General features: G+C 67.6%; 17 protein-coding genes. 11 read left to right on the forward strand and 6 right to left on the reverse strand.

The annotated features are described in order from the left end of the window. Positions 1-19 precede the first annotated feature (19 nt). Positions 20-1,237 (forward strand): acyl-CoA dehydrogenase family protein, encoded by a 1,218-nt coding sequence (locus tag ACSVDM_RS20865; protein ID WP_439267149.1) that lies wholly within the window; start codon positions 20-22, stop codon positions 1,235-1,237. A 175-nt stretch (positions 1,238-1,412) separates the two neighbouring features. On the opposite strand, the gene ACSVDM_RS20870 is transcribed toward ACSVDM_RS20865, so the two are convergent. Then, positions 1,413-1,985, reverse strand: coding sequence for a TetR/AcrR family transcriptional regulator (locus ACSVDM_RS20870; RefSeq protein WP_439267150.1), 573 nt, complete (start codon positions 1,983-1,985; stop codon positions 1,413-1,415). 99 nt (positions 1,986-2,084) lie between these two features. Between ACSVDM_RS20870 and ACSVDM_RS20875 the strand changes: the two genes are divergently transcribed. Continuing rightward, the gene (locus ACSVDM_RS20875) at positions 2,085-3,263 is read left to right on the forward strand and encodes an FAD-dependent monooxygenase (RefSeq protein WP_439267152.1); all 1,179 of its coding nucleotides are present in this window, start codon (positions 2,085-2,087) and stop codon (positions 3,261-3,263) included. A 149-nt stretch (positions 3,264-3,412) separates the two neighbouring features. On the opposite strand, the gene ACSVDM_RS20880 is transcribed toward ACSVDM_RS20875, so the two are convergent. After that, the gene (locus ACSVDM_RS20880) at positions 3,413-5,056 is read right to left on the reverse strand and encodes an acyl-CoA synthetase (RefSeq protein ID WP_439267154.1); all 1,644 of its coding nucleotides are present in this window, start codon (positions 5,054-5,056) and stop codon (positions 3,413-3,415) included. 60 nt (positions 5,057-5,116) lie between these two features. Here ACSVDM_RS20880 and ACSVDM_RS20885 point away from each other — a divergent pair, with 60 nt between their 5' ends. Next, positions 5,117-5,899 carry a crotonase/enoyl-CoA hydratase family protein gene (locus ACSVDM_RS20885; RefSeq protein WP_357399196.1) on the forward strand — a complete coding sequence of 261 codons (783 nt, stop codon included), beginning with the start codon at positions 5,117-5,119 and terminating at the stop codon, positions 5,897-5,899. A gap of 51 nt (positions 5,900-5,950) precedes the next feature. On the opposite strand, the gene ACSVDM_RS20890 is transcribed toward ACSVDM_RS20885, so the two are convergent. Beyond that, positions 5,951-6,367: a VOC family protein gene (locus tag ACSVDM_RS20890; RefSeq protein WP_439267156.1), complete on the reverse strand. Its 417-nt coding sequence runs from the start codon at positions 6,365-6,367 to the stop codon at positions 5,951-5,953. Positions 6,368-6,517: 150 nt separating this feature from the next. Here ACSVDM_RS20890 and ACSVDM_RS20895 point away from each other — a divergent pair, with 150 nt between their 5' ends. Beyond that, positions 6,518-7,516 carry a sigma-70 family RNA polymerase sigma factor gene (locus ACSVDM_RS20895; RefSeq protein ID WP_067640693.1) on the forward strand — a complete coding sequence of 333 codons (999 nt, stop codon included), beginning with the start codon at positions 6,518-6,520 and terminating at the stop codon, positions 7,514-7,516. Positions 7,517-7,529: 13 nt separating this feature from the next. On the opposite strand, the gene ACSVDM_RS20900 is transcribed toward ACSVDM_RS20895, so the two are convergent. Both ACSVDM_RS20900 and ACSVDM_RS20905 read right to left on the reverse strand, forming a co-directional pair. After that, positions 7,530-9,065, reverse strand: a complete 1,536-nt coding sequence (locus ACSVDM_RS20900) for an acyl-CoA synthetase (RefSeq protein WP_439267158.1) — start codon at positions 9,063-9,065, stop codon at positions 7,530-7,532. Between the two features lie 22 nt (positions 9,066-9,087). After that, positions 9,088-10,125, reverse strand: coding sequence for an LLM class F420-dependent oxidoreductase (locus ACSVDM_RS20905; RefSeq protein ID WP_439267159.1), 1,038 nt, complete (start codon positions 10,123-10,125; stop codon positions 9,088-9,090). Between the two features lie 61 nt (positions 10,126-10,186). Here ACSVDM_RS20905 and ACSVDM_RS20910 point away from each other — a divergent pair, with 61 nt between their 5' ends. Genes ACSVDM_RS20910 through ACSVDM_RS20930 form a run of 5 tightly spaced genes read left to right on the forward strand, consistent with a single transcriptional unit; the run spans position 10,187 to position 14,630 of the window. Continuing rightward, positions 10,187-11,155, forward strand: coding sequence for a Zn-ribbon domain-containing OB-fold protein (locus ACSVDM_RS20910; protein WP_439267161.1), 969 nt, complete (start codon positions 10,187-10,189; stop codon positions 11,153-11,155). A 16-nt stretch (positions 11,156-11,171) separates the two neighbouring features. Continuing rightward, entirely contained in the window at positions 11,172-12,185 is a 1,014-nt protein-coding gene (locus ACSVDM_RS20915; RefSeq protein ID WP_225281471.1) for a thiolase domain-containing protein, read from the forward strand. Further along, positions 12,182-13,351: a thiolase domain-containing protein gene (locus ACSVDM_RS20920; RefSeq protein ID WP_439267163.1), complete on the forward strand. Its 1,170-nt coding sequence runs from the start codon at positions 12,182-12,184 to the stop codon at positions 13,349-13,351. Before ACSVDM_RS20915 ends, ACSVDM_RS20920 begins: the two co-directional genes overlap by 4 nt. Then, complete coding sequence (locus ACSVDM_RS20925; RefSeq protein WP_067640684.1) at positions 13,348-14,232, forward strand: TIGR03619 family F420-dependent LLM class oxidoreductase; 885 nt, start codon at positions 13,348-13,350, stop codon at positions 14,230-14,232. Before ACSVDM_RS20920 ends, ACSVDM_RS20925 begins: the two co-directional genes overlap by 4 nt. Then, positions 14,229-14,630, forward strand: a complete 402-nt coding sequence (locus ACSVDM_RS20930) for a nuclear transport factor 2 family protein (RefSeq protein ID WP_439267165.1) — start codon at positions 14,229-14,231, stop codon at positions 14,628-14,630. Before ACSVDM_RS20925 ends, ACSVDM_RS20930 begins: the two co-directional genes overlap by 4 nt. A 58-nt stretch (positions 14,631-14,688) precedes the next feature. On the opposite strand, the gene ACSVDM_RS20935 is transcribed toward ACSVDM_RS20930, so the two are convergent. Further along, positions 14,689-15,969 (reverse strand): cytochrome P450, encoded by a 1,281-nt coding sequence (locus ACSVDM_RS20935; protein WP_439267166.1) that lies wholly within the window; start codon positions 15,967-15,969, stop codon positions 14,689-14,691. A 132-nt stretch (positions 15,970-16,101) separates the two neighbouring features. Here ACSVDM_RS20935 and ACSVDM_RS20940 point away from each other — a divergent pair, with 132 nt between their 5' ends. Both ACSVDM_RS20940 and ACSVDM_RS20945 read left to right on the forward strand, forming a co-directional pair. Next, the gene (locus ACSVDM_RS20940) at positions 16,102-17,265 is read left to right on the forward strand and encodes a steroid 3-ketoacyl-CoA thiolase (RefSeq protein ID WP_067492308.1); all 1,164 of its coding nucleotides are present in this window, start codon (positions 16,102-16,104) and stop codon (positions 17,263-17,265) included. Positions 17,266-17,630: 365 nt separating this feature from the next. Beyond that, positions 17,631-18,047 carry a helix-turn-helix domain-containing protein gene (locus ACSVDM_RS20945; protein WP_019044759.1) on the forward strand — a complete coding sequence of 139 codons (417 nt, stop codon included), beginning with the start codon at positions 17,631-17,633 and terminating at the stop codon, positions 18,045-18,047. The last annotated feature ends 58 nt before the right edge of the window (positions 18,048-18,105 follow it).

Consider the following 18,105-nt stretch of genomic DNA (forward strand, 5'->3'; position numbering starts at 1 on the left):
CGAAAGCCGGTAAACCGCCATGGATTTCACCCCTACCGAAGCTCAGACCGACCTCGCCCGCCTCACCGGCGAGGTCTGCGCCAAACTCGTCACCGCCGATCGGCTGCGTGAGCTCGACACACCGGGCCGCTTCGACGAGCAGCTCTGGAAGGCGCTCGCCGAAACCGGCGTGCTCGCGGCCGCATTGCCGGACGCGCTGGGCGGCAGCGATTTCGGCGAGCTCGAGCAGTCCGCTGTCCTGCGCGAACTCGGCCGCTCCGTTGCCGCGGTGCCGTACCTGTGGTCGATCGTGCTCGGCGCGGGTGCGCTCGCGCGGTTCGGCGAGGAAAACCAGCATGCGCTGGCACAGCGCGCAGGGGCGGGTGAGGTGGTGCTGACGGCGGCTCTGTCGGCGTCGCTGCACGATCCGATCGGTGCACCCGGGATCACCGCGACTCCCGCCTCTGCCGACAGCCCCGCCTCCGCGGCCGATCCGGCGAGCAGCAACCCAACCGCTGCCGGTATCTCGGCCACCGATTCAGTCGGTAGCGCTTCGCCTTCGCACGGCACGGGCGCCACGTGGACATTGACCGGCGTCGCGACGACCGTCCCGTACGCGGACCGGGCGGAGCGAATCCTGGTGCCCGCGTTGATCGCCGGCAGTGACTCGGCTGCCGGCACCGTGGCGGTATTCCTGGTCGACCCGGCGAATGCCGTGGTGACGCCGCAGCAGGTCGTCGACCTGTCCCCCGAATTCCTCGTCGAGTTCGCGGATGCCCCGGCCGAACTGCTCGGCACCGCGGAAGCCGGCGCCGACATCCTCACCTGGCTGCGCGAGCGCGCCTGGCTCGGCCTCTCCGCCCTCCAGCTCGGCACCCTGGAACGCGCACTCGACATCACCGCCGAGCACACCCGCACCCGCGAACAGTTCGGCAAGGCCATCGGCTCCTTCCAGTCGGTGGCCCAGCGCCTGGCCGACGCCTACATCGACATCGGCGGCCTCCGCCTCACCGTCACCCAGGCGGCCTGGCGCCTGTCCGAGGGCCTGCCCGCCACCGAATCGGTCCACATCGCCAAGTTCTGGGCAGCCGAAGCGGGCCACAAGGTCGCCCACACCGTCGTCCACGTCCACGGCGGCCTCGGCATCGACCGCGATCACATCACCCACAACTACTTCACCGCCGCCAAGCACCACGAATTCGCCCTCGGCGGCGCGACCCCCCACCTCCTCGCCCTCGGCGCCCAGTTGGCGGGATAAGCGACAACCGCCGCGCGCGGCGTTGTGAGCCGGCGGTTCGACCTGCCGGTCGCCCGCTGCGACCACGAATTCGACGCGGTCGCAGCGGTTTTCGCATACCCATGATCGCGCGCTCGCGACGCTTCATCCGACGGGTTGCGCCTACCGATGTCGACCAGGGCTGTCGTTCGCCGACTCATAAGGTCAAGTAGCGCTGCAAGGTCGGCGCGATGTCGGCGACGATCCGGGTCGGGGCGAGAGCCACCACCGGCGGTAGGCGCAGGATGTAGCGGCACAGGGCCAGGCCGAGGAGCTGGGTGACGATCAATCCGGCGCGGCGTGGGGCGTCGGCCGGATCGCCGAAGCGCAGGACCGCGGGGAGGACCTGGGCGGCGAAGATTTCGCGGACTCGCTCGGCTACCGCATCGTCGGTGATCGAGGTGCGCAGCAGGATCAGCAGGACGGTGTTGTCGTTGTCCTCCCAGATGGTGAGGAAGCGGCGGATCAGTAGCTCCCCCAATGTGTTCGGGTCGGCGGCACCGAGGTCGGGGAGGTCGAGGTCGATCTGGGCCGCGGCGGCGAAGAGGCCGTCCTTGGAACCGAAGTAGCGCATCACCATCGATGGGTCGATGTCGGCGTCGGCGGCGATGGCGCGGATGGTGGCCTTGGCGTAGCCGTCGGCGGCGAAGCGGGCGCGGGCAGCGGCGAGGATGGCCGCGCGGGTGGCATCGGAGCGTCGGACCGGCTGGTCTTGCTGTGCGGATGGCATGCCAACGATTGTAGGCCAACAACTGTTGACTTTCTAGCACCGCCAGGTCTACCGTTATGCCTACAAGCGTTGGCAAACACTCGTTGACCAGGAGTCGAAATGGCCGCCACCACCCTCCCCGCAACCACTTCCGTCGTCATCGTCGGCGCGGGCCCCGCCGGCCTCACCACCGCGATCGTGCTCGCCGAAGCGGGCGTCGATCACGTGCTCATCGACCGTCTCGCCGAGGGCGCCAACACTTCTCGCGCCGCCGTGGTGCACGCCAGGACACTCGAGGTGCTCGACGAGCTCGGTATCGCCGACGAACTCGCCGGACTCGGCATCGAGGTGCCGACCTTCAAGGTGCACGACGGCCCGAAGACCTTGGCCACCATCGAATTCGGCGGTCTGCCGACCGCGTTCCCCTACACCCTGATGGTGCCCCAGGATGTCACCGAGCGCGTCCTGCTCGACCGCCTCCACAAGGCGGGCGGGCATGTGCACCGCCCGATCACGGTGACCGCGATCCGGAACGAAAAAGACTCCGCCACCATCGAATACGTGAACGCCGACGGCACACCGGGCAGCATCGCGGCCGACTACGTGGTCGGCACCGACGGTATGCACAGTGTGGTCCGCGAGCAGGCGGGCATCGGCTTCACCGGCGACACCTACCCCGCATCGTTCGTTCTCGCCGACGTCCGGATGACCTGGCCGTCCCCGCGTAGCGAGGTATCCCTACACCTTTCACCCGAAGGCGTCACCGTCGTCGCCCCGCTCCCCGACGCGGACGGCGAGCGCTACCGCGTGGTCGCCACCGTGGACGAGGCACCCGAACACCCCACACGCGAGGACATCCAGGCCGTCCTCGACGCCCGCGGCCCGGCGGGCGAGGTCCGCGTCGACGAGGTCCTGTGGAGCTCACGCTTCCGCGTGCACCACCGCGTCGCCGACCACTACCGCGCCGGCCGTGTCCTGCTCGCGGGCGACGCCGCCCACGTCCACAGCCCCGCGGGCGGCCAGGGCATGAACACCGGCATCCAGGACGCCGCCCTGCTCGGCACCCTGCTCGCGAAAGTCGCGGCGGGCGAGCCGGATTCCCTGCTCGACACCTACGAAACGACCCGCAGGCCCATCGCGACCGAAGTCGTCGCCTTCACCGATCGCATGACGAAAATGGCCACCCTCGGCTCCACCCCCGCCCGCACCCTCCGCAACACCGCCATGCGCGTCCTCATCCGAATCCCCGCCGTCCGCACCCGGCTCGCCTACCAACTCGCCGAACTCCGCGCCCGCTGAGGCGGTCACCACGCTCTGGTGGCGGCAAAGCCCGAGAGGCCACCGCCACCAGAGCGTGGTGATCACATGCCCAGCGGTGGCGAAGGCCCGGGAGACGCGAATCGGCCCGCTCAGCGAGATGCTGGGCGGGCCGATTCGATGGTGTCAGCTCAGGAGGCGCCTGCGTCGGCGTGCTCATCGGCGGGACGAGCATCGGTCTGCTCCTTGGCCCAGCGGTAATCGGGCTTACCGGCGGGTGAGCGCTTGATCTCGTCGACGAACCACAGGCTGCGTGGCTGCTTGTAGGAGGCGATCTCCTGGGTGAGCAGCGGCCTCAGCTCGGTGAGGGTGGGGCGCTTGCCACCGCGACACTGGACAACGGCACACACCCGCTGACCCCACCGCTCGTCCTCCACACCCACGACGAGCGCGTCGAAGATCTCGGGGTGGGCCTTGAGCGCGCCCTCCACCTCTTCGGGGTAGATCTTCTCGCCACCGCTGTTGATGCTCACCGAACCACGGCCGAGCATGGTGACGGTGCCGTCCTCCTCGACGCGCGCGTAGTCGCCGGGGATGGCGTAGCGAATCCCGTTGTACTCCTTGAAGGTCGCGGCCGACTTCGCCTCGTCCTTGTAGTAGCCGAGCGGAATGTGGCCGCTGCGCGCGAGCATGCCGACGACGCCGGAACCCGGCTCCACCGGCTTGCCGTCCTCGTCGAGCACCTGGGTGGCCGCGTCGATCTTCACCCGCGGACCACCGGTGTGGGTGGCGCCCTTGGTCACCAGCGCCAGACCGCCGAAGCCCGTCTCCGAGGAACCGATGGAGTCGGAGATCATCCGGTTGGGCAGTACCTCGAGGAACTTGTCCTTGAGCGAGGGCGAGAACAGCGCGGCGCTGCTGGCGAGCACGTACAGCGTCGAGAGGTCGTAGGGCTCACCGGTTTCCGGGTTGCCCTCGGCGAGCGCGTCGAGCATCGGGCGCGCCATCGCGTCACCGGTGATGAAGAGCAGGTTCACGCCGTGCTTGTCGACGGCCTGCCAGACACCGTGCCCGCTGAACTCCGGGATCATCACGGCCTTGCCGCCACCGAACAGGCTGTGGAAGGTGGCCCACTGCGAGCCGCCGTGGATCATCGGCGGGATCGGGTAGCGCACCATCTGCGGGTTGGCGGCGCCGACCTTGGCCAGCTCCCACTCGTCCTTGACGTATTCGCCGGTCACGAAGTTGATGCCCGCGCCGAGCACCCGCCAGACGTCCTCGTGGCGCCACATGACGCCCTTGGGCAGGCCGGTGGTTCCGCCGGTGTAGAGCATGTAGATGTCGTCGGGCGAGCGTTCGCCGAAGTCGCGCTCGCCGGACGAATCGGCAAGGACCGCTTCGTATTCCACCGTTCCCGGTGCGGTCGGGGTGTCGGTGCCGTCCTCGACGACGATCACCGTCTTGAGGGCGGGCACCTTGTCGCGCACCGCGGCCACCCGGTCGGTGTAGCGGCGCTCGTGGATCAGGGCGACCATGTCCGAGTTGTCGAAGATGTGTAGTAACTCGTTCTCGACGTAGCGGAAGTTGACGTTGATCATCACCGCCCGCGCCTTGAAGACGGCGACCATCGCTTCGACGGCCTCCACGGTGTTCCGGCTGTAGATTCCGACTTTGTCGCCGGGACGCACACCCTGTTCCAGCAGGTAGTGGGCCAGTTTGTTGGCCCGCTCCTCCAGTTCGGCGTAGGTCGACTCACGATGCTCGCCGACCAGCACGATCCGGTCGGGCATCAGGTCGACGGCGTGTTCGACGAGATCGGCTATGTTGTAGCTCACAAAGACAAAAATAGAACGTGTTACTGTTTCTGACAAGGCTGAACGTCAGGAGACATCGAAATGGCCCACTGTCTGGTCGAGAAGCGAGACCACGTCCTCATCGTCACCATGAACCGTCCGGAGGCGCGTAACGCCCTGTCCGGCGAGATGATGGCGATCATGCGCGACGCCTGGGACCAGGTCGACAGCGATCCCGACATCCGCGTCGCGATCCTGACCGGCGCGGGCGGCGCGTTCTGCGCGGGGATGGACCTGAAGGCGATGAGTTCGTCGCATCCGGGCGACACCGCCGCGGGCGGCGGCTGGGATCCGGCCTACCTCCCGGCTCTGCTGAAGGGACGGCGGCTGAGCAAGCCGCTCATCGCCGCGGTCGAAGGCCCGGCCATCGCCGGTGGCACCGAGATCCTGCAGGGCACCGACCTGCGCGTGGCCGGGGAAAGCGCCAAGTTCGGCGTCTCCGAGGCCCGCTGGGGCCTGTTCCCGCTCGGCGGTTCCGCCGTGCGCCTGGCCCGCCAGATCCCCTACACCGTGGCCGCTGATCTGCTGCTGACCGGTCGGCACATCACCGCCACCGAGGCCAAGGAGATCGGCCTGATCGGCCACGTGGTCCCCGACGGCACCGCCCTCGACAAGGCCCTCGCCCTGGCAGGCCAGATCGCCGACAACGGCCCCCTCGCCGTCCAGGCGATGCTGCGCACCCTGCGCGAAACCGAGGCCATGCCGGAGAACGAGGCGTTCCCCATCGAGGCGAAGATCGGCATCGAGGTCTTCAAATCGGCCGACGCCAAGGAAGGCCCCCGGGCCTTCGCCGAGAAGCGCAAGCCGAACTTCACCGGCTCCTGACACGCCACAGGGCGCCGGGGCATGCGCCCGGCGCCCTGTCCGCAACGGTGCTTACGCCCCGGGGTAGTTCATGAAGAACGGCTCCCACTGGTGGCCGTCCGGGTCGATGAAGGTGCGGCCGTGCATGCCTACCTGTGCCTCTTCGGCGCGCTTGTCGTTGTTGACTTCCTCGCGAGCACCGGCCGCGACGGCGGCGTCGGTCAGCGCGTCGACCTCCTCGGCGCTACCCAGCGACAGGGCGTAGGCCGCGGCGACCTGGCTGCCGGTATCGGCGATGGGACGCTTGCTGAACGTCGTGAAGAAGTCCTTGGTCAGCAGCATGAGGCAGATGTTGTCGTCGACGACGATGCAGGCCGCGTTCTGGTCGGTGAAATCCTCGTTGACCTTCCACCCGAGCGCCTCGTAGAACCCCTTGGAGCGGTCGAGGTCGGCGACGGGGAGGTTGATGAAGATCATCTTGCTGCTCATGGTTTTCAGCCTTTCGGAGCGTCGTTGCGGTCTCGTTCATGTAGACGCTGTGACGCGTGGGGATTCATCGCCGAACCGGAAAATTCGCGAAATCTCGATAGTCCGATTCGTCCCCTGTCGGCTGTCGGACCCCTGTGGCATCGTGAAACCATGACGGACGCCACAACCGCAACCACCGGACCGGACCCCGAGGTCCTCGCCGAATTCGAAACCCACCGGCGCGAGTTGTGCGCGTACGCCTACCGCATGCTCGGCTCCTCCTTCGAGGCCGAGGACGCGGTGCAGGAGACGTTCACGCGCGCCTGGCGCTCCTACGATTCCTTCGAGGGTCGTGCGAGCCTTCGCTCGTGGCTCTACAAGATCGCCACCAACATCTGTCTCGACATGCTCGATCGCCCACAGAGCCGAGCCAGACCGATGGATCTGAACGGCCCGGGCCGCCCGGATTCGCCGCTGCCGATGCCGCAGCCGGATTACGTGTGGATCGAGCCGATCCCCAACGCGCTCGCCTTCGGCGCCGACCCGGCCGAGCACGCCTCGACCAAAGACACCCTGCGCCTCGCGTTCGTCGCCGCGTGTCAGCATCTGCCCGCCACCCAGCGCGCGATCCTGATCATGCGTGAGGTGCTGCGCTTCTCGGCGAGCGAGACCGCGGAGGCGCTGATGATGTCGCCCGCGTCGGTGAACAGCGCGCTGCAACGCGCCCGCTCGACGATGTCGAAGGTGCAGCCGACCGTCACCGACGGCTTCGACGACACCGACCCCGATCAGCGCAAGCTCGTCGACGACTTCGTGAAGGCCTTCGAGGCCTACGACATGGACGCGCTCACCACCTTGCTGAAAGCCGATGTGGCGCTGTCGATGCCGCCCTTCGACCTCTGGATCTCCGGTCCGGAGAACGTGGCGGCGTTCATGCTCGGCACCGGAAGTGCCTGCCGCGATTCGCGGATGGTTCCGCTGGAAGGCGCCAACGGCCTGCCCGCGTTCGGCCATTACAAGCCGAGCGAGGAGCCCGGCGTCTGGGTGCCGTGGTCGATCACGGTACTCGAACTCGAGGGCGACACGATCGCCGGCCTCAACTTCTTCCTCGACACCCAGCGCCTGTTCCCGCTGTTCGGCCTGCCGCCCGAGTGGCGCGAAGCCGCCTGAGCGGCAGGCTCTTTCAGAGCAGCCTGCGCTTGTACAGCTTCCCGTTGGGGTCGCGTGGCAGCTCCGCACGGTATTCCACCGTGCGGGGCAGCTTGTACTTGGCGAGCTGACCGGCCGCGAAGGCGAGCAGGTCGGTGGTGAGTTCGTCGTCGCCCGCGACACCGTCGACCGGCTGCACGAACGCCTTCACCTGCTGACCCCAATCCGGGTCGGGCACACCGAGAACCGCCACGTCGGCGACCTTCGGGTGGCTCATCAGCACGCCTTCGATCTCGGCCGGGTAGATGTTCACGCCTCCGGAAAGGATGAGGTCGGAGCGCCGGTCGCAGAGGAACAGGTAGCCGTCTTCGTCGAGGTAACCGATGTCGCCGACGGTGAACAGGTCACCGACGCGCGACTCCTCGGTCTTCTCCTTGGCGTGGTGGTATTCGAAGCTCGAGGCGCCCATCTTCATGTAGACCAGGCCCTCTTTGCCCGCGGGCAGTTCGGTGCCGTCGGCCTCGTCGAGGATCTTGATCACCGACCACGGCCAGGCCTTGCCGACCGATCCCGGCTTGGCCAGCCATTCGGTCCCGGAGATCACCGTGCCGCCGCCCTCGGTGGCGGCGTAGTACTCGGTGACGACCGGGCCCCACCACTCCAGCATCTGCCGCTTGGTCTGCGGCGGGCACGGCGCGGCGCCGTGCACCATGCTGCGCAGCGACGACACGTCGTAGCGGGCGCGTACCTCTTCGGGCAGTGCGAGCAGGCGATGGAACTGGGTCGGCACCATGTGCGAGTGGGTCACCCGGTGCCGTTCGATGAGCGCGAGCATGTCCTGCGCGTCCCACCGGTCCATCAGAACGAGCTTGTGCCCCAATTGGATCGAGATGGTCGAGAAGTTCAGTACGGCGGTGTGATAGAGCGGCGATCCGCAGATGTGCACGTGGTCGTCGTAGGGCGCCAGCCCGAAGAGGCTGAAGAACGCCTTGTTCGGCGCGGGGACCTCGTCGGGATCGGCGCCGGTCAGCGGGCGGCGAACGCCCTTGGGGCGCCCGGTGGTTCCGGAGGTGTAGAGCATCGGTGCGCCGACCGAACGCTCGCCCGGCCTGCCGGTATCGGCCGCGCCGAGCCACGACACCGGCCGGAAGCCCTCGATGGTGCCCACGGCGAACCGCGCGTCGGCGGGGAGTCCGGCCTCGTCGGCGGCCGCGGCGGCGGTGGCGGCGAACCGTTCGCTCGCCAGGAACGCCGAGGCTTCACTGTCCTGGAGGATGTAGGCGATCTCGGGCGCGGTCAGATGCCAGTTGACCGCGACGATGTAGAAACCGCACTGGTAGGCGGCGAAGTACGCGGCGATCGCCTCGACGCCGTTGTGCAGCATGCTGACAACGACGTCTCCGGTTCGCAATCCGATCCCGCGTAGCCCGTTGGCGTACCGGTTGGCGAGGGTGGCCAATTCTCGATAGGTGATCTCCCGGCCGTCCGGGTCGACGACGGCGACCCGCTCGGGTTCGGCCGCGGCGATATTCCACAGTCCGAGGATTTCCGTTGTCTGCTGACTGCTCACCCCTACGAATTTAGAACGTGTTCTACCGCGTAACAAGGGGTTGGAGCCGACGAAGTTGTTCGGCATCGGAAACCGAGATCAGCATCATGGTCACACCGGCGTCCTCCCATTCCTGCAATCGGGTGCGGACGTGCGCCTCGTCGCCGAAGATCGCGGTGTCGGTGATGAGCTCGTCGGGCACCGCGGCGGCGGCCTCGGCCTTGCGCCCGGCCCGGAACAGCGCCGAGATCTCGTCGACCTCCTTGTCGTAGCCCATCCGCTTGTAGACCTGGGCGTGGAAGTTCAGCTCGGGTGCGCCCATGCCGCCGATGTAGAGCGAGGTGACCCAGCGCATCCGCTCGATCTCGGCGGCCGGATCGTCGGTGACCACCACCTGCGCGCTGGCCGCGATCTCGAAATCCGCACGTGAACGCCGTGCGCCCGGCCGCGCGAAGCCCTCGTCGAGCCACTCGTTGTACATACCCGCCAGGCGCGGGGCGTAGTAGATCGCGAGCCAGCCGTCGGCGATCTCGGCGGTCTGCGCGATGTTCTTCGGACCTTCCGCGCCGAGCCAGATCGGCAGGTCGGCGCGCAGTGGATGGACGATCGGCTTGAGCGGTTTGCCCAGGCCGGTAGCGCCGGGCCCGGTGTAGGGCAGGCCGTAGGCCTGACTGTCGGAGGCCACCGGCGCCTCGCGGGCCAGCACCTTGCGCACGATGTCGACGTACTCGCGGGTGCGCCGCAGCGGCTGCGCGAACGGCTGCCCGTACCAGCCCTCCACCACCTGCGGACCGGACACGCCGAGCCCGAGAATGGCCCGGCCACCGCTGAGGTGATCCAGCGTGAGCGCGTGCATGGCGGCCGCCGCCGGGGTACGCGCCGACAACTGGGCGACCGAGGTGCCCAGTCGCACGCGCTGGGTGGAGGACCCCCACCAGGCCAGTGGGGTGAAGGCATCCGACCCCCAGGACTCGGCCGCGAACACCGCGTCGAACCCGGCCTCCTCGGCCGCGAGGACCATCTCGCCCGCGTTTGTGGGCGGCTGCGCACCCCAGTATCCGAGTTGCAGTCCGAATTTCATGGCCGACGCCCTTTCCGGCGAATCCTTGCGTGCAGAATAAGAACCTGTTCTACTCGATATCGTGACCCAGGGGAATACCGCAGTGGAAGTATTGAGTGCACCCCTTCGGGTGCAGTTCGACTACACCAGATCCGTCGGACCGATCATCGGAGCCTTCCTGACCGGACTGCGTGAACGCCGCATACTCGGCGTGCGCGGCAGTGACGGCCGGGTGCTCGTGCCCGCCCAGGAATACGATCCCGTCACCTCGGCCCCGCTGGCCGAACTGGTGCAGGTGGAGACGACCGGCACGGTGCGATCGTGGACGTGGGTGGCCGAGCCGCTGCCCGGTCAGCCGTTCGACCGCCCGTTCGCCTGGGCGCTCGTGCAGCTCGACGGTGCCGACACCAGCATGCTCCACGCCCTCGACGTGACCGAGCCCGCGCAGGTGAGCACCGGTATGCGGGTGCGCGTGCGCTGGGCCGAGGAACGCACCGGCACCATCGCCGACATCGCCTGCTTCGAGCCGGGTGAGGGTGCGACCGCACCGCCCGTCGAGGATGCCGCCGAGCCGGTGACCATGCTGGTGACGCCTGTCGACATGAGCTACAAGCACACCGCCTCGCCCCAGGAGAGCGTGTACCTGCGTGGCCTCGCCGAGGGCAAGCTGATCGGCGGCCGCTCCGAAGCGGGCGGGGCCGTGTACTTCCCGCCGCGCGGCGCCAACCCGACCGACGGCACCCCCACCGACGACCTGGTCGAACTGCCCGACAAGGGCACGGTGACCACCTTCTGCATCGTGAACGTGCCGTTCCTCGGCCAGCGGATCAAGCCGCCCTACGTCGCCGCCTATGTGCTTCTCGACGGTGCCGATATCCCGTTCCTGCACCTGGTCCTCGGGTGCGAGGCGTCCGAGGTGCGCATGGGTATGCGAGTCGAGGCCGTGTGGAAGCCCCGCGAGGAGTGGGGCCACGCGCTGGCCAATATCGACCACTTCCGCCCGACGGGTGAGCCCGATGCCCCGTACGAGTCCTACCAGCACCACCTCTGAGAGAGGCGACGTGACTATTCCCGAAATCGCGGTGGTGGGGTTCGCCCACGCACCGCACGTGCCGGAGACCTTCGGCACCACCAACGGCGTCGAGATGCTCGTGCCGTGCTTCCAGCAGCTCTACGCCGACCTCGGCATCACCAAGTCCGACATCGACTTCTGGTGCTCGGGTTCCTCGGATTACCTGGCCGGGCGCGCCTTCTCGTTCATCTCGGCGGTCGACGCGATCGGCGCGGTGCCGCCGATCAACGAGTCGCACGTGGAGATGGACGCCGCGTGGGCGCTCTACGAGGCGTGGGTGAAACTTCTCTCCGGACAGGCACAGACCGCGCTCGTCTACGGCTTCGGCAAGTCGTCGGCGGGCACGCTGCGCCAGGTGCTGAGCAGGCAACTCGACCCGTACCTGGTCGGCCCGCTGTGGCCCGACTCCGTCTCCGTCGCGGGCCTGCAGGCGCGCGCGGGACTCGACGCGGGGCGCTGGACCGAACAGGACATGGCGGCCGTCGCCGGTGGTGACATCGAATCCCTGCTCGCCGCACCGTATGTCGCCGACCCGCTGCGGGCGCACGACATCGCGCCGATCACCGACGGCGCGGCCGCGATCGTGCTGGCGGTGGGCGACCGGGCACGCGAACTCTGCGAGCGCCCGGCCTGGATCACCGGCATGGCGCACAATATCGACCCCCAGGGGTTCGGTGTCCGCGACTTGACCCGCTCGCCGTCCACCACCCGCGCGGCCGCCGCCGTGACGCGGGGCAACACCGACTTCGACGTGGCCGAACTGCACGCGCCGTTCAGCCATCAGCAGCTGATCCTGGCCGAGGCGATCGGCCTGTCCCCCGACACCACGATCAATCCGTCCGGCGGTGCGCTCGCGGCCAACCCGATGTTCGCGGCCGGTCTCGAGCGGATCGGCAATGCCGCCACGGCCATCATGTCCGGCACCGCGAACCGGACCCTCGCCCATGCGACCAGCGGCCCAGCGCTGCAGCAGAACCTGGTCGCCGTCCTGGAATCCGAGGCATCATGAGCTTCCCCGCAGCGGTGCTCGGCACCGGTCAAACACATCACGTGACAAAACGTGCGGACGTGTCCATGGCGGGCATGTGCCGTGAGGCGATCGATCGCGCGCTCGACGACGCGGGCCTGACCATCGACGAGATCGATGCGGTCGTGGTCGGCAAGGCGCCCGACTTCTTCGAGGGCGTCATGATGCCCGAGCTGTACCTGGCCGAAGCACTCGGCGCGATCGGCAAACCGCTGCTGCGCGTGCATACGGCGGGGTCGGTCGGCGGGTCTACCGGCATCGTCGCCACCAACCTGGTGCAGGCCGGTGTGCACGGCAAGGTGCTCGCGATCGCCTGGGAGAAGCAGTCGGAGTCGAATGCCATGTGGGCGTTGTCGATTCCGGTGCCCTTCACCATGCCGGTGGGCGCGGGCGCGGGCGGATACTTCGCCCCGCACGTGCGCTCCTACATCCGCCGCTCCAACGCGCCCATGCACATCGGCGCGCAGGTGGCGGTGAAGGACCGGCGCAACGGTGCCAAGAATCCCCTCGCGCACCTGCATCAGCCCGACATCACCCTCGAATCGGTGCTGGCCTCCCAGATGCTCTGGGACCCCATCCGATTCGACGAGACCTGCCCGTCTTCGGACGGCGCCTGCGCGGTGGTGCTCGGCAACGCCGAGGCCGCGGCCGCCGTCGAGGCACAGGGCAAGACGGTCGCCTGGGTGCACGGCACCGCGATGCGCACCGAACCGACCACCTTCTCCGGGCGCGATCAGGTGAATCCGCAGGCAGGTCGGGACGCGGCCGCCGCCCTGTGGGCCGCCGCGGGCATCACCGATCCGCTCGAGGAGATCGACGTCGCCGAGATCTACGTGCCGTTTTCCTGGTTCGAGCCGATGTGGCTGGAGAACCTCGGCTTCGCCGCCGAGGGCGACGGCTGGAAGCTCACCGACAAGGGCGAGACCGAGATCGGCGGCCGGTTGCCGGTGAACCCGTCGGGCGGGGTGCTCTCGTCCAACCCGATCGGCGCGTCGGGCCTCATCCGTTTCGCCGAGGCGGCCAAGCAGGTGATGGGCCGGGCGGGCGACTACCAGGTGGCGGGCGCGCGTAAGGCCCTCGGCCATGCCTACGGTGGCGGGTCGCAGTACTTCGCGATGTGGGTCGTGGGAAGCGAGCGCCCCGAATGAAATTCACCCTCGGGGTCGCGCTGAGCCCGCTCGACCAGCTCACCGAGCTGGCCAAGACGGCCGAGGAGTGCGGCTTCACCTCGATCGGCCTGCCCGACTCACTGTTCTACATGAAGTCCCAGAGCGCCGACTACCCGTACACCCCGGACGGGAGCCGGTTCTGGGGCCCGGAGACACCGTGGGTGGATCCGCTCATCGCCGCCGCGTCCATGTCGGCCGTGACGACGAACCTGCGGTTCTACACCAATGTGCTCAAGCTGGGCTCCCGCAATCCGCTGCTGCTGGCCCGCCAGGTCGGCTCGATCGCCAACATGTCGGGCAACCGATTCGGCTTCGGCGTCGGAATCGGCTGGGCGCCCGAGGAATTCGAGTGGTGCGGCGTGCCTTACGCCAAGCGTGGCGCCCGGGTGGACGAGATGATCGAGGTCATCAAACTCGTCCTCGACGGCGGCATGGTCGAGTACCACGGCGAGTTCTTCGACTTCGACCCGTTGCAGATGAGCCCCGCTCCCACCGAGCGGGTGCCGTTCTACATCGGCGGCCACACCGGTCCGGCCCTGCGCCGGGCGGCCCGTGTGGGCGACGGCTGGACCTCGGCGATGATGAAGTTCGACGAGCTCACCGGGACCATCGCGACCCTGCGCACGCTGCGGGCGGAATACGGCAGGGACACCGAACCCTTCGAGATCCAGGCGGTCTGCATCGATCGCCACGGCCGCAGCGGCTATCAGGACCTGGCCGACGCCGGTGTCACCGACATCATCGTGGTGCCGTGGCTCTTCGACGGCATCGGCTTCGACGGCGAACTCGCCGCCAAACAGGACTCGCTGCGCCGCTTCGCCGAGAAGTACATCGCCGATCCGATCGTGGCGGCGTCGTGAACGCGCGCGATGCGGGACTGGCCTCCCAGGCCGCGGTCCGTGCCAAGGATCGCGCCGCCTGGATCGCGTTGTTCGCCGAGGACGGGATCGTCGAAGATCCCGTCGGCCCGTCGGGTTTCGACCCCGAGGGGGTGGGCCATCGCGGCCACGAGGCGATCGGCGCGTTCTGGGACAAGGCCATCGCCGACACCGATTCGATCGAGTTCCTGTTCGAGGACTCCTTCGCCTGCGGCAACGAGATCGCCTTCACCGGCCTGATCCGCACCACCATGGCCGGCTACCTCATCGACGCCGAGGGCGTGTTCACCTACAAGGTCGACGCCGACGGCAAGATCGCGGCGCTGCGTGCCTTCTGGGAGGTCGACCGGGCGATGGCGACCAGCCGCAAGGCCTCCTGAACGCCGAAAACACAACAGCCCCGGGCCTTTCGGTCCGGGGCTGTTCTGTCTGGTGGCCTCAGTGCGAGACCGGGCATCCCTTGGTCTTGTAGTCGACCGGGAGCTCCTTGATGCCGTTGAGCCAACCCGAGCGCAGGCGCTTGGGGTCGCCGATCTTGGTGATGTCGGGCAGGTGGTCGGCGATGGCGTTGAAGATCAGCTCGATCTCCAGGCGGGCCAGGTTCGCGCCGACGCAGAAGTGCGCGCCGGTGCCGCCGAAGGACAGATGCGGGTTCTCCTTGCGCATGATGTCGAACTTCTCCGGGTTCTCGAAGACGTCCTCGTCGAAGTTGGCCGAGCGGTACAGCATCACCAGGCGCTGGCCCTTCTTGATCTGCACGCCGCCGAGTTCGGTGTCCTCGAGCGCGGTGCGCTGGAAGGAGGTGACCGGGGTGGCCCAGCGGATGATCTCGTCGACCGCGGTGGCGGGGCGTTCCTTCTTGAAGAGCTCCCACTGATCGGGGTTCTCCATGAACGCGATCATGCCGTGGCTGATCGCGTTGCGGGTGGTCTCGTTGCCGGCGACCGCGAGCACGATGACGAAGAAGCCGAACTCCTCCGCGCTCAGCGACTCACCGTCGACGTCGGCCTCGATCAGGGTGGTGACCAGGTCGTCGGCCGGACAGGCCTTGCGCGCCTCGGCCATCTGGTACGAGTAGCCGAGCAGCTCCATCGACGCCGCGACGGGGTCGACATCGACATTGTCGGGGTCGTCGTAGCCGGTCATGTCGTTGGACCATTCGAAGACCTTCATCCGGTCTTCCTGCGGCACGCCGATGAGTTCGGCGATGGCCTGCAGCGGCAGCTCACAGGCCACCTGGGTGACGAAGTCGCCGCCGCCCGATTCCGCCGCGGCCTTCACGATCTTCTGCGCACGCGAGGAGAGCTCGGCGCGCAGGCTGTTCACCGCGCGCGGGGTGAAGCCCTTGGAGATCAGCTTGCGCAGCTTGGTGTGTTCCGGGGCGTCCTTGTTCAGGATCACGAAGCGCTGCAGCTCGATCTGCTCGCGCTTGATGTCGTCGTTGAAGCGCGGGATCGCGGTGTTCTCGTAGGTCGAGAAGACATCGCTGCGGCGCGAGACCTCCTTGACGTCGGCGTGCTTGCTGACCACCCAGAACCCGTCGTCGTGGAAACCACCCACCTCGGGCGGCTGCGGGTTCCACCAGATCGGCGCCGACCGGCGCAGCTCAGCGAACTCCTCCGCCGGGACACGCTCGGCGTAGATGGCCGGGTCGGTGACGTCGAACCCCTCGGGCAGGTTCGGCAGGGTACCCGTGGCTTCGTTGCGCGGATCTACCACCAGATGTCTCCTTCGACAAACTGAAACACGTTCTACAATCATTCAAGCACAGGGTATGCCACGACGGAAGAACCTCGCGGTTTTGCCCCGCTTACATAAACAGAACACGTTGCAGTTCAGAGGGAGATGCAGATGGGCACACCGGTAATCGTCGAGGCAGTGCGAACCCCGATCGGCAAGCGGCGCGGACGGCTTTCCGGCCTGCACGCGGCCGAACTGCTCGGCCTGGCCCAGCGCGGACTGCTCGACCGGGCCGATCTCGATCCGGCCGAAGTGGAGCAGGTGATCGGCGGCTGTGTCACCCAGGCCGGCGAACAGTCCAACAACGTCACCCGCGTCGCGTGGTTGCACGCGGGCCTGCCGTGGCAGACCGGCGCGACGACCATCGACGCCCAGTGCGGTTCGGCACAGCAGGCCAACCACCTCGTCGCGGGGCTGATCGCCACCGGGGCCATCGACATCGGCATGGCGTGCGGCGTGGAGGCGATGAGCCGGGTGCCGCTCGGCGCCAATGTGGGCACCGAGGCGGGACCGCGCAGGCCCGAGTCGTGGTCGATCGATCTGCCCGATCAGTTCGGCGCGGCCGAGCGAATCGCGCGGCGGCGCGGGCTCACTCGCGACGACCTCGACCGATTCGGCCTGCGCTCACAGCAATTGGCCGCCGCCGCCTGGGCCGAAGGCCGTTTCGATCGCGAGGTGCTGCCCGTGGTCGCGCCCGTGCTCGACAGCGAGGGCGCGCCGACCGGCGAGAAGGCCGAGGTGACCCGCGACGAGGGCTTGCGCGCGAGCACGATCGAGGGCCTGGCCAAGCTCAAGCCGGTGGTCACCGACGGCCTGCACACCGCGGGTACCTCGTCGCAGATTTCCGACGGCGCGGCGGCGGTGCTCCTGATGGACGAAACCGTCGCCCGCCGAAAGGGTTTGCGACCGCGCGCACGGATCCGCACCCAGGTACTCGTCGGCGCCGAACCGGAGTTCCATCTGGACGGACCCGTGCAGGCATGCACGCGACTGCTGGAACGCTCGGGAATGGCGATCGGCGATATCGATCTTTTCGAGATCAACGAAGCATTCGCGGCGGTTGCCCTTTCGTGGGCTTCTGTACATCAGCCGGACATGGAACGGGTAAATGTCAACGGCGGTGCGATCGCAATCGGGCATCCTGTCGGTTCCACCGGTTCTCGTCTGATCACGACCGCATTACACGAGCTCGAACGCACCGGCAAGGGAACCGCGATGGTTCTCATGTGCGCCGGTGGAGCCCTCGCGACCGGCACGATCATCGAACGGCTGTAGACTGGACGTACCGAAACCGGGCGCCCAGGTTGAACATTCATCTCCAGGCGCCCGGAACGTGTCGTACGCCACACGATCCGAGGGGCGAGGGGGATGATGAGACATCAGCAATCTTTGGGCTATCATGGGTCCGAGGTGGAAGACCCCCGCGACGGGCACGAACTCCGGCACCCATCGACTCCACAAGAGTCGTTGACGTGACCCCGCAAACGCGGCCGTCGCGGGCCCTGTACGCAGGTGAGCGTCGGAATCCGCAGAGAAATCCTGAATCAGGCGTAGGTTTTCAGTTACTGAGCCGCTAATATCAATGATACGTATCCGAGATAACGACTGTTAGTACAGTGAAGGGAATTGGGCGGCTCACAATGGCTGATTTCGCGGCGCGGCTGAACAAGCTGTTCGAAACCGTGCATCCCCCGGGGCGCAAGCCGCACACCAACGCAGAGGTTGCGGCTGCGCTGACTGCCTCCGGGCATCCGATCTCCAAGCCGTATCTCTCGCAGCTGCGGTCGGGACAACGAACCAACCCGTCCGACGAGACGGTGGCCGCCCTGGCGAAGTTCTTCAAGGTCAAGCCTGACTACTTCTTCAACGACATCTACGCGGCCAAGATCGATCACGACCTGGAACTGCTTGCGCAGCTGCAGGGTTACGGGCTGCGTCGTCTGTCCAGCAGGGCATTCGACCTCTCGGAAGAATCACAGAATCTGCTCACCTCCATGGCGGAGAAGTTGCGGGCCAGCGAAGGCTTGCCCGAAATTCCTCCGGACGGAACGGAATAGGAACAACCAGGCGGATACGCGAAGAACGGGCCTGAGCCGGTGGAAACACCAGCTCAGG

The sequence above is a fragment of the Nocardia sp. JW2 genome (assembly GCF_051843015.1).
In the GTDB taxonomy this organism is placed as follows: Bacteria; Actinomycetota; Actinomycetes; order Mycobacteriales; family Mycobacteriaceae; genus Nocardia; species Nocardia coubleae.

What these genes read in the sequence shown, in the direction of transcription:
- ACSVDM_RS20945 (WP_019044759.1), top strand. Translation starts at nt 17,631, where the DNA reads ATGGCTGATTTCGCGGCGCGGCTGAACAAGCTGTTCGAAACCGTGCAT.
- ACSVDM_RS20865 (WP_439267149.1), top strand. Translation starts at nt 20, where the DNA reads ATGGATTTCACCCCTACCGAAGCTCAGACCGACCTCGCCCGCCTCACC.
- ACSVDM_RS20905 (WP_439267159.1), bottom strand. Translation starts at nt 10,125, where the DNA reads ATGAAATTCGGACTGCAACTCGGATACTGGGGTGCGCAGCCGCCCACA.
- ACSVDM_RS20925 (WP_067640684.1), top strand. Translation starts at nt 13,348, where the DNA reads ATGAAATTCACCCTCGGGGTCGCGCTGAGCCCGCTCGACCAGCTCACC.
- ACSVDM_RS20875 (WP_439267152.1), top strand. Translation starts at nt 2,085, where the DNA reads ATGGCCGCCACCACCCTCCCCGCAACCACTTCCGTCGTCATCGTCGGC.
- ACSVDM_RS20890 (WP_439267156.1), bottom strand. Translation starts at nt 6,367, where the DNA reads ATGAGCAGCAAGATGATCTTCATCAACCTCCCCGTCGCCGACCTCGAC.
- ACSVDM_RS20895 (WP_067640693.1), top strand. Translation starts at nt 6,518, where the DNA reads ATGACGGACGCCACAACCGCAACCACCGGACCGGACCCCGAGGTCCTC.
- ACSVDM_RS20920 (WP_439267163.1), top strand. Translation starts at nt 12,182, where the DNA reads ATGAGCTTCCCCGCAGCGGTGCTCGGCACCGGTCAAACACATCACGTG.
- ACSVDM_RS20885 (WP_357399196.1), top strand. Translation starts at nt 5,117, where the DNA reads ATGGCCCACTGTCTGGTCGAGAAGCGAGACCACGTCCTCATCGTCACC.
- ACSVDM_RS20870 (WP_439267150.1), bottom strand. Translation starts at nt 1,985, where the DNA reads ATGCCATCCGCACAGCAAGACCAGCCGGTCCGACGCTCCGATGCCACC.
- ACSVDM_RS20940 (WP_067492308.1), top strand. Translation starts at nt 16,102, where the DNA reads ATGGGCACACCGGTAATCGTCGAGGCAGTGCGAACCCCGATCGGCAAG.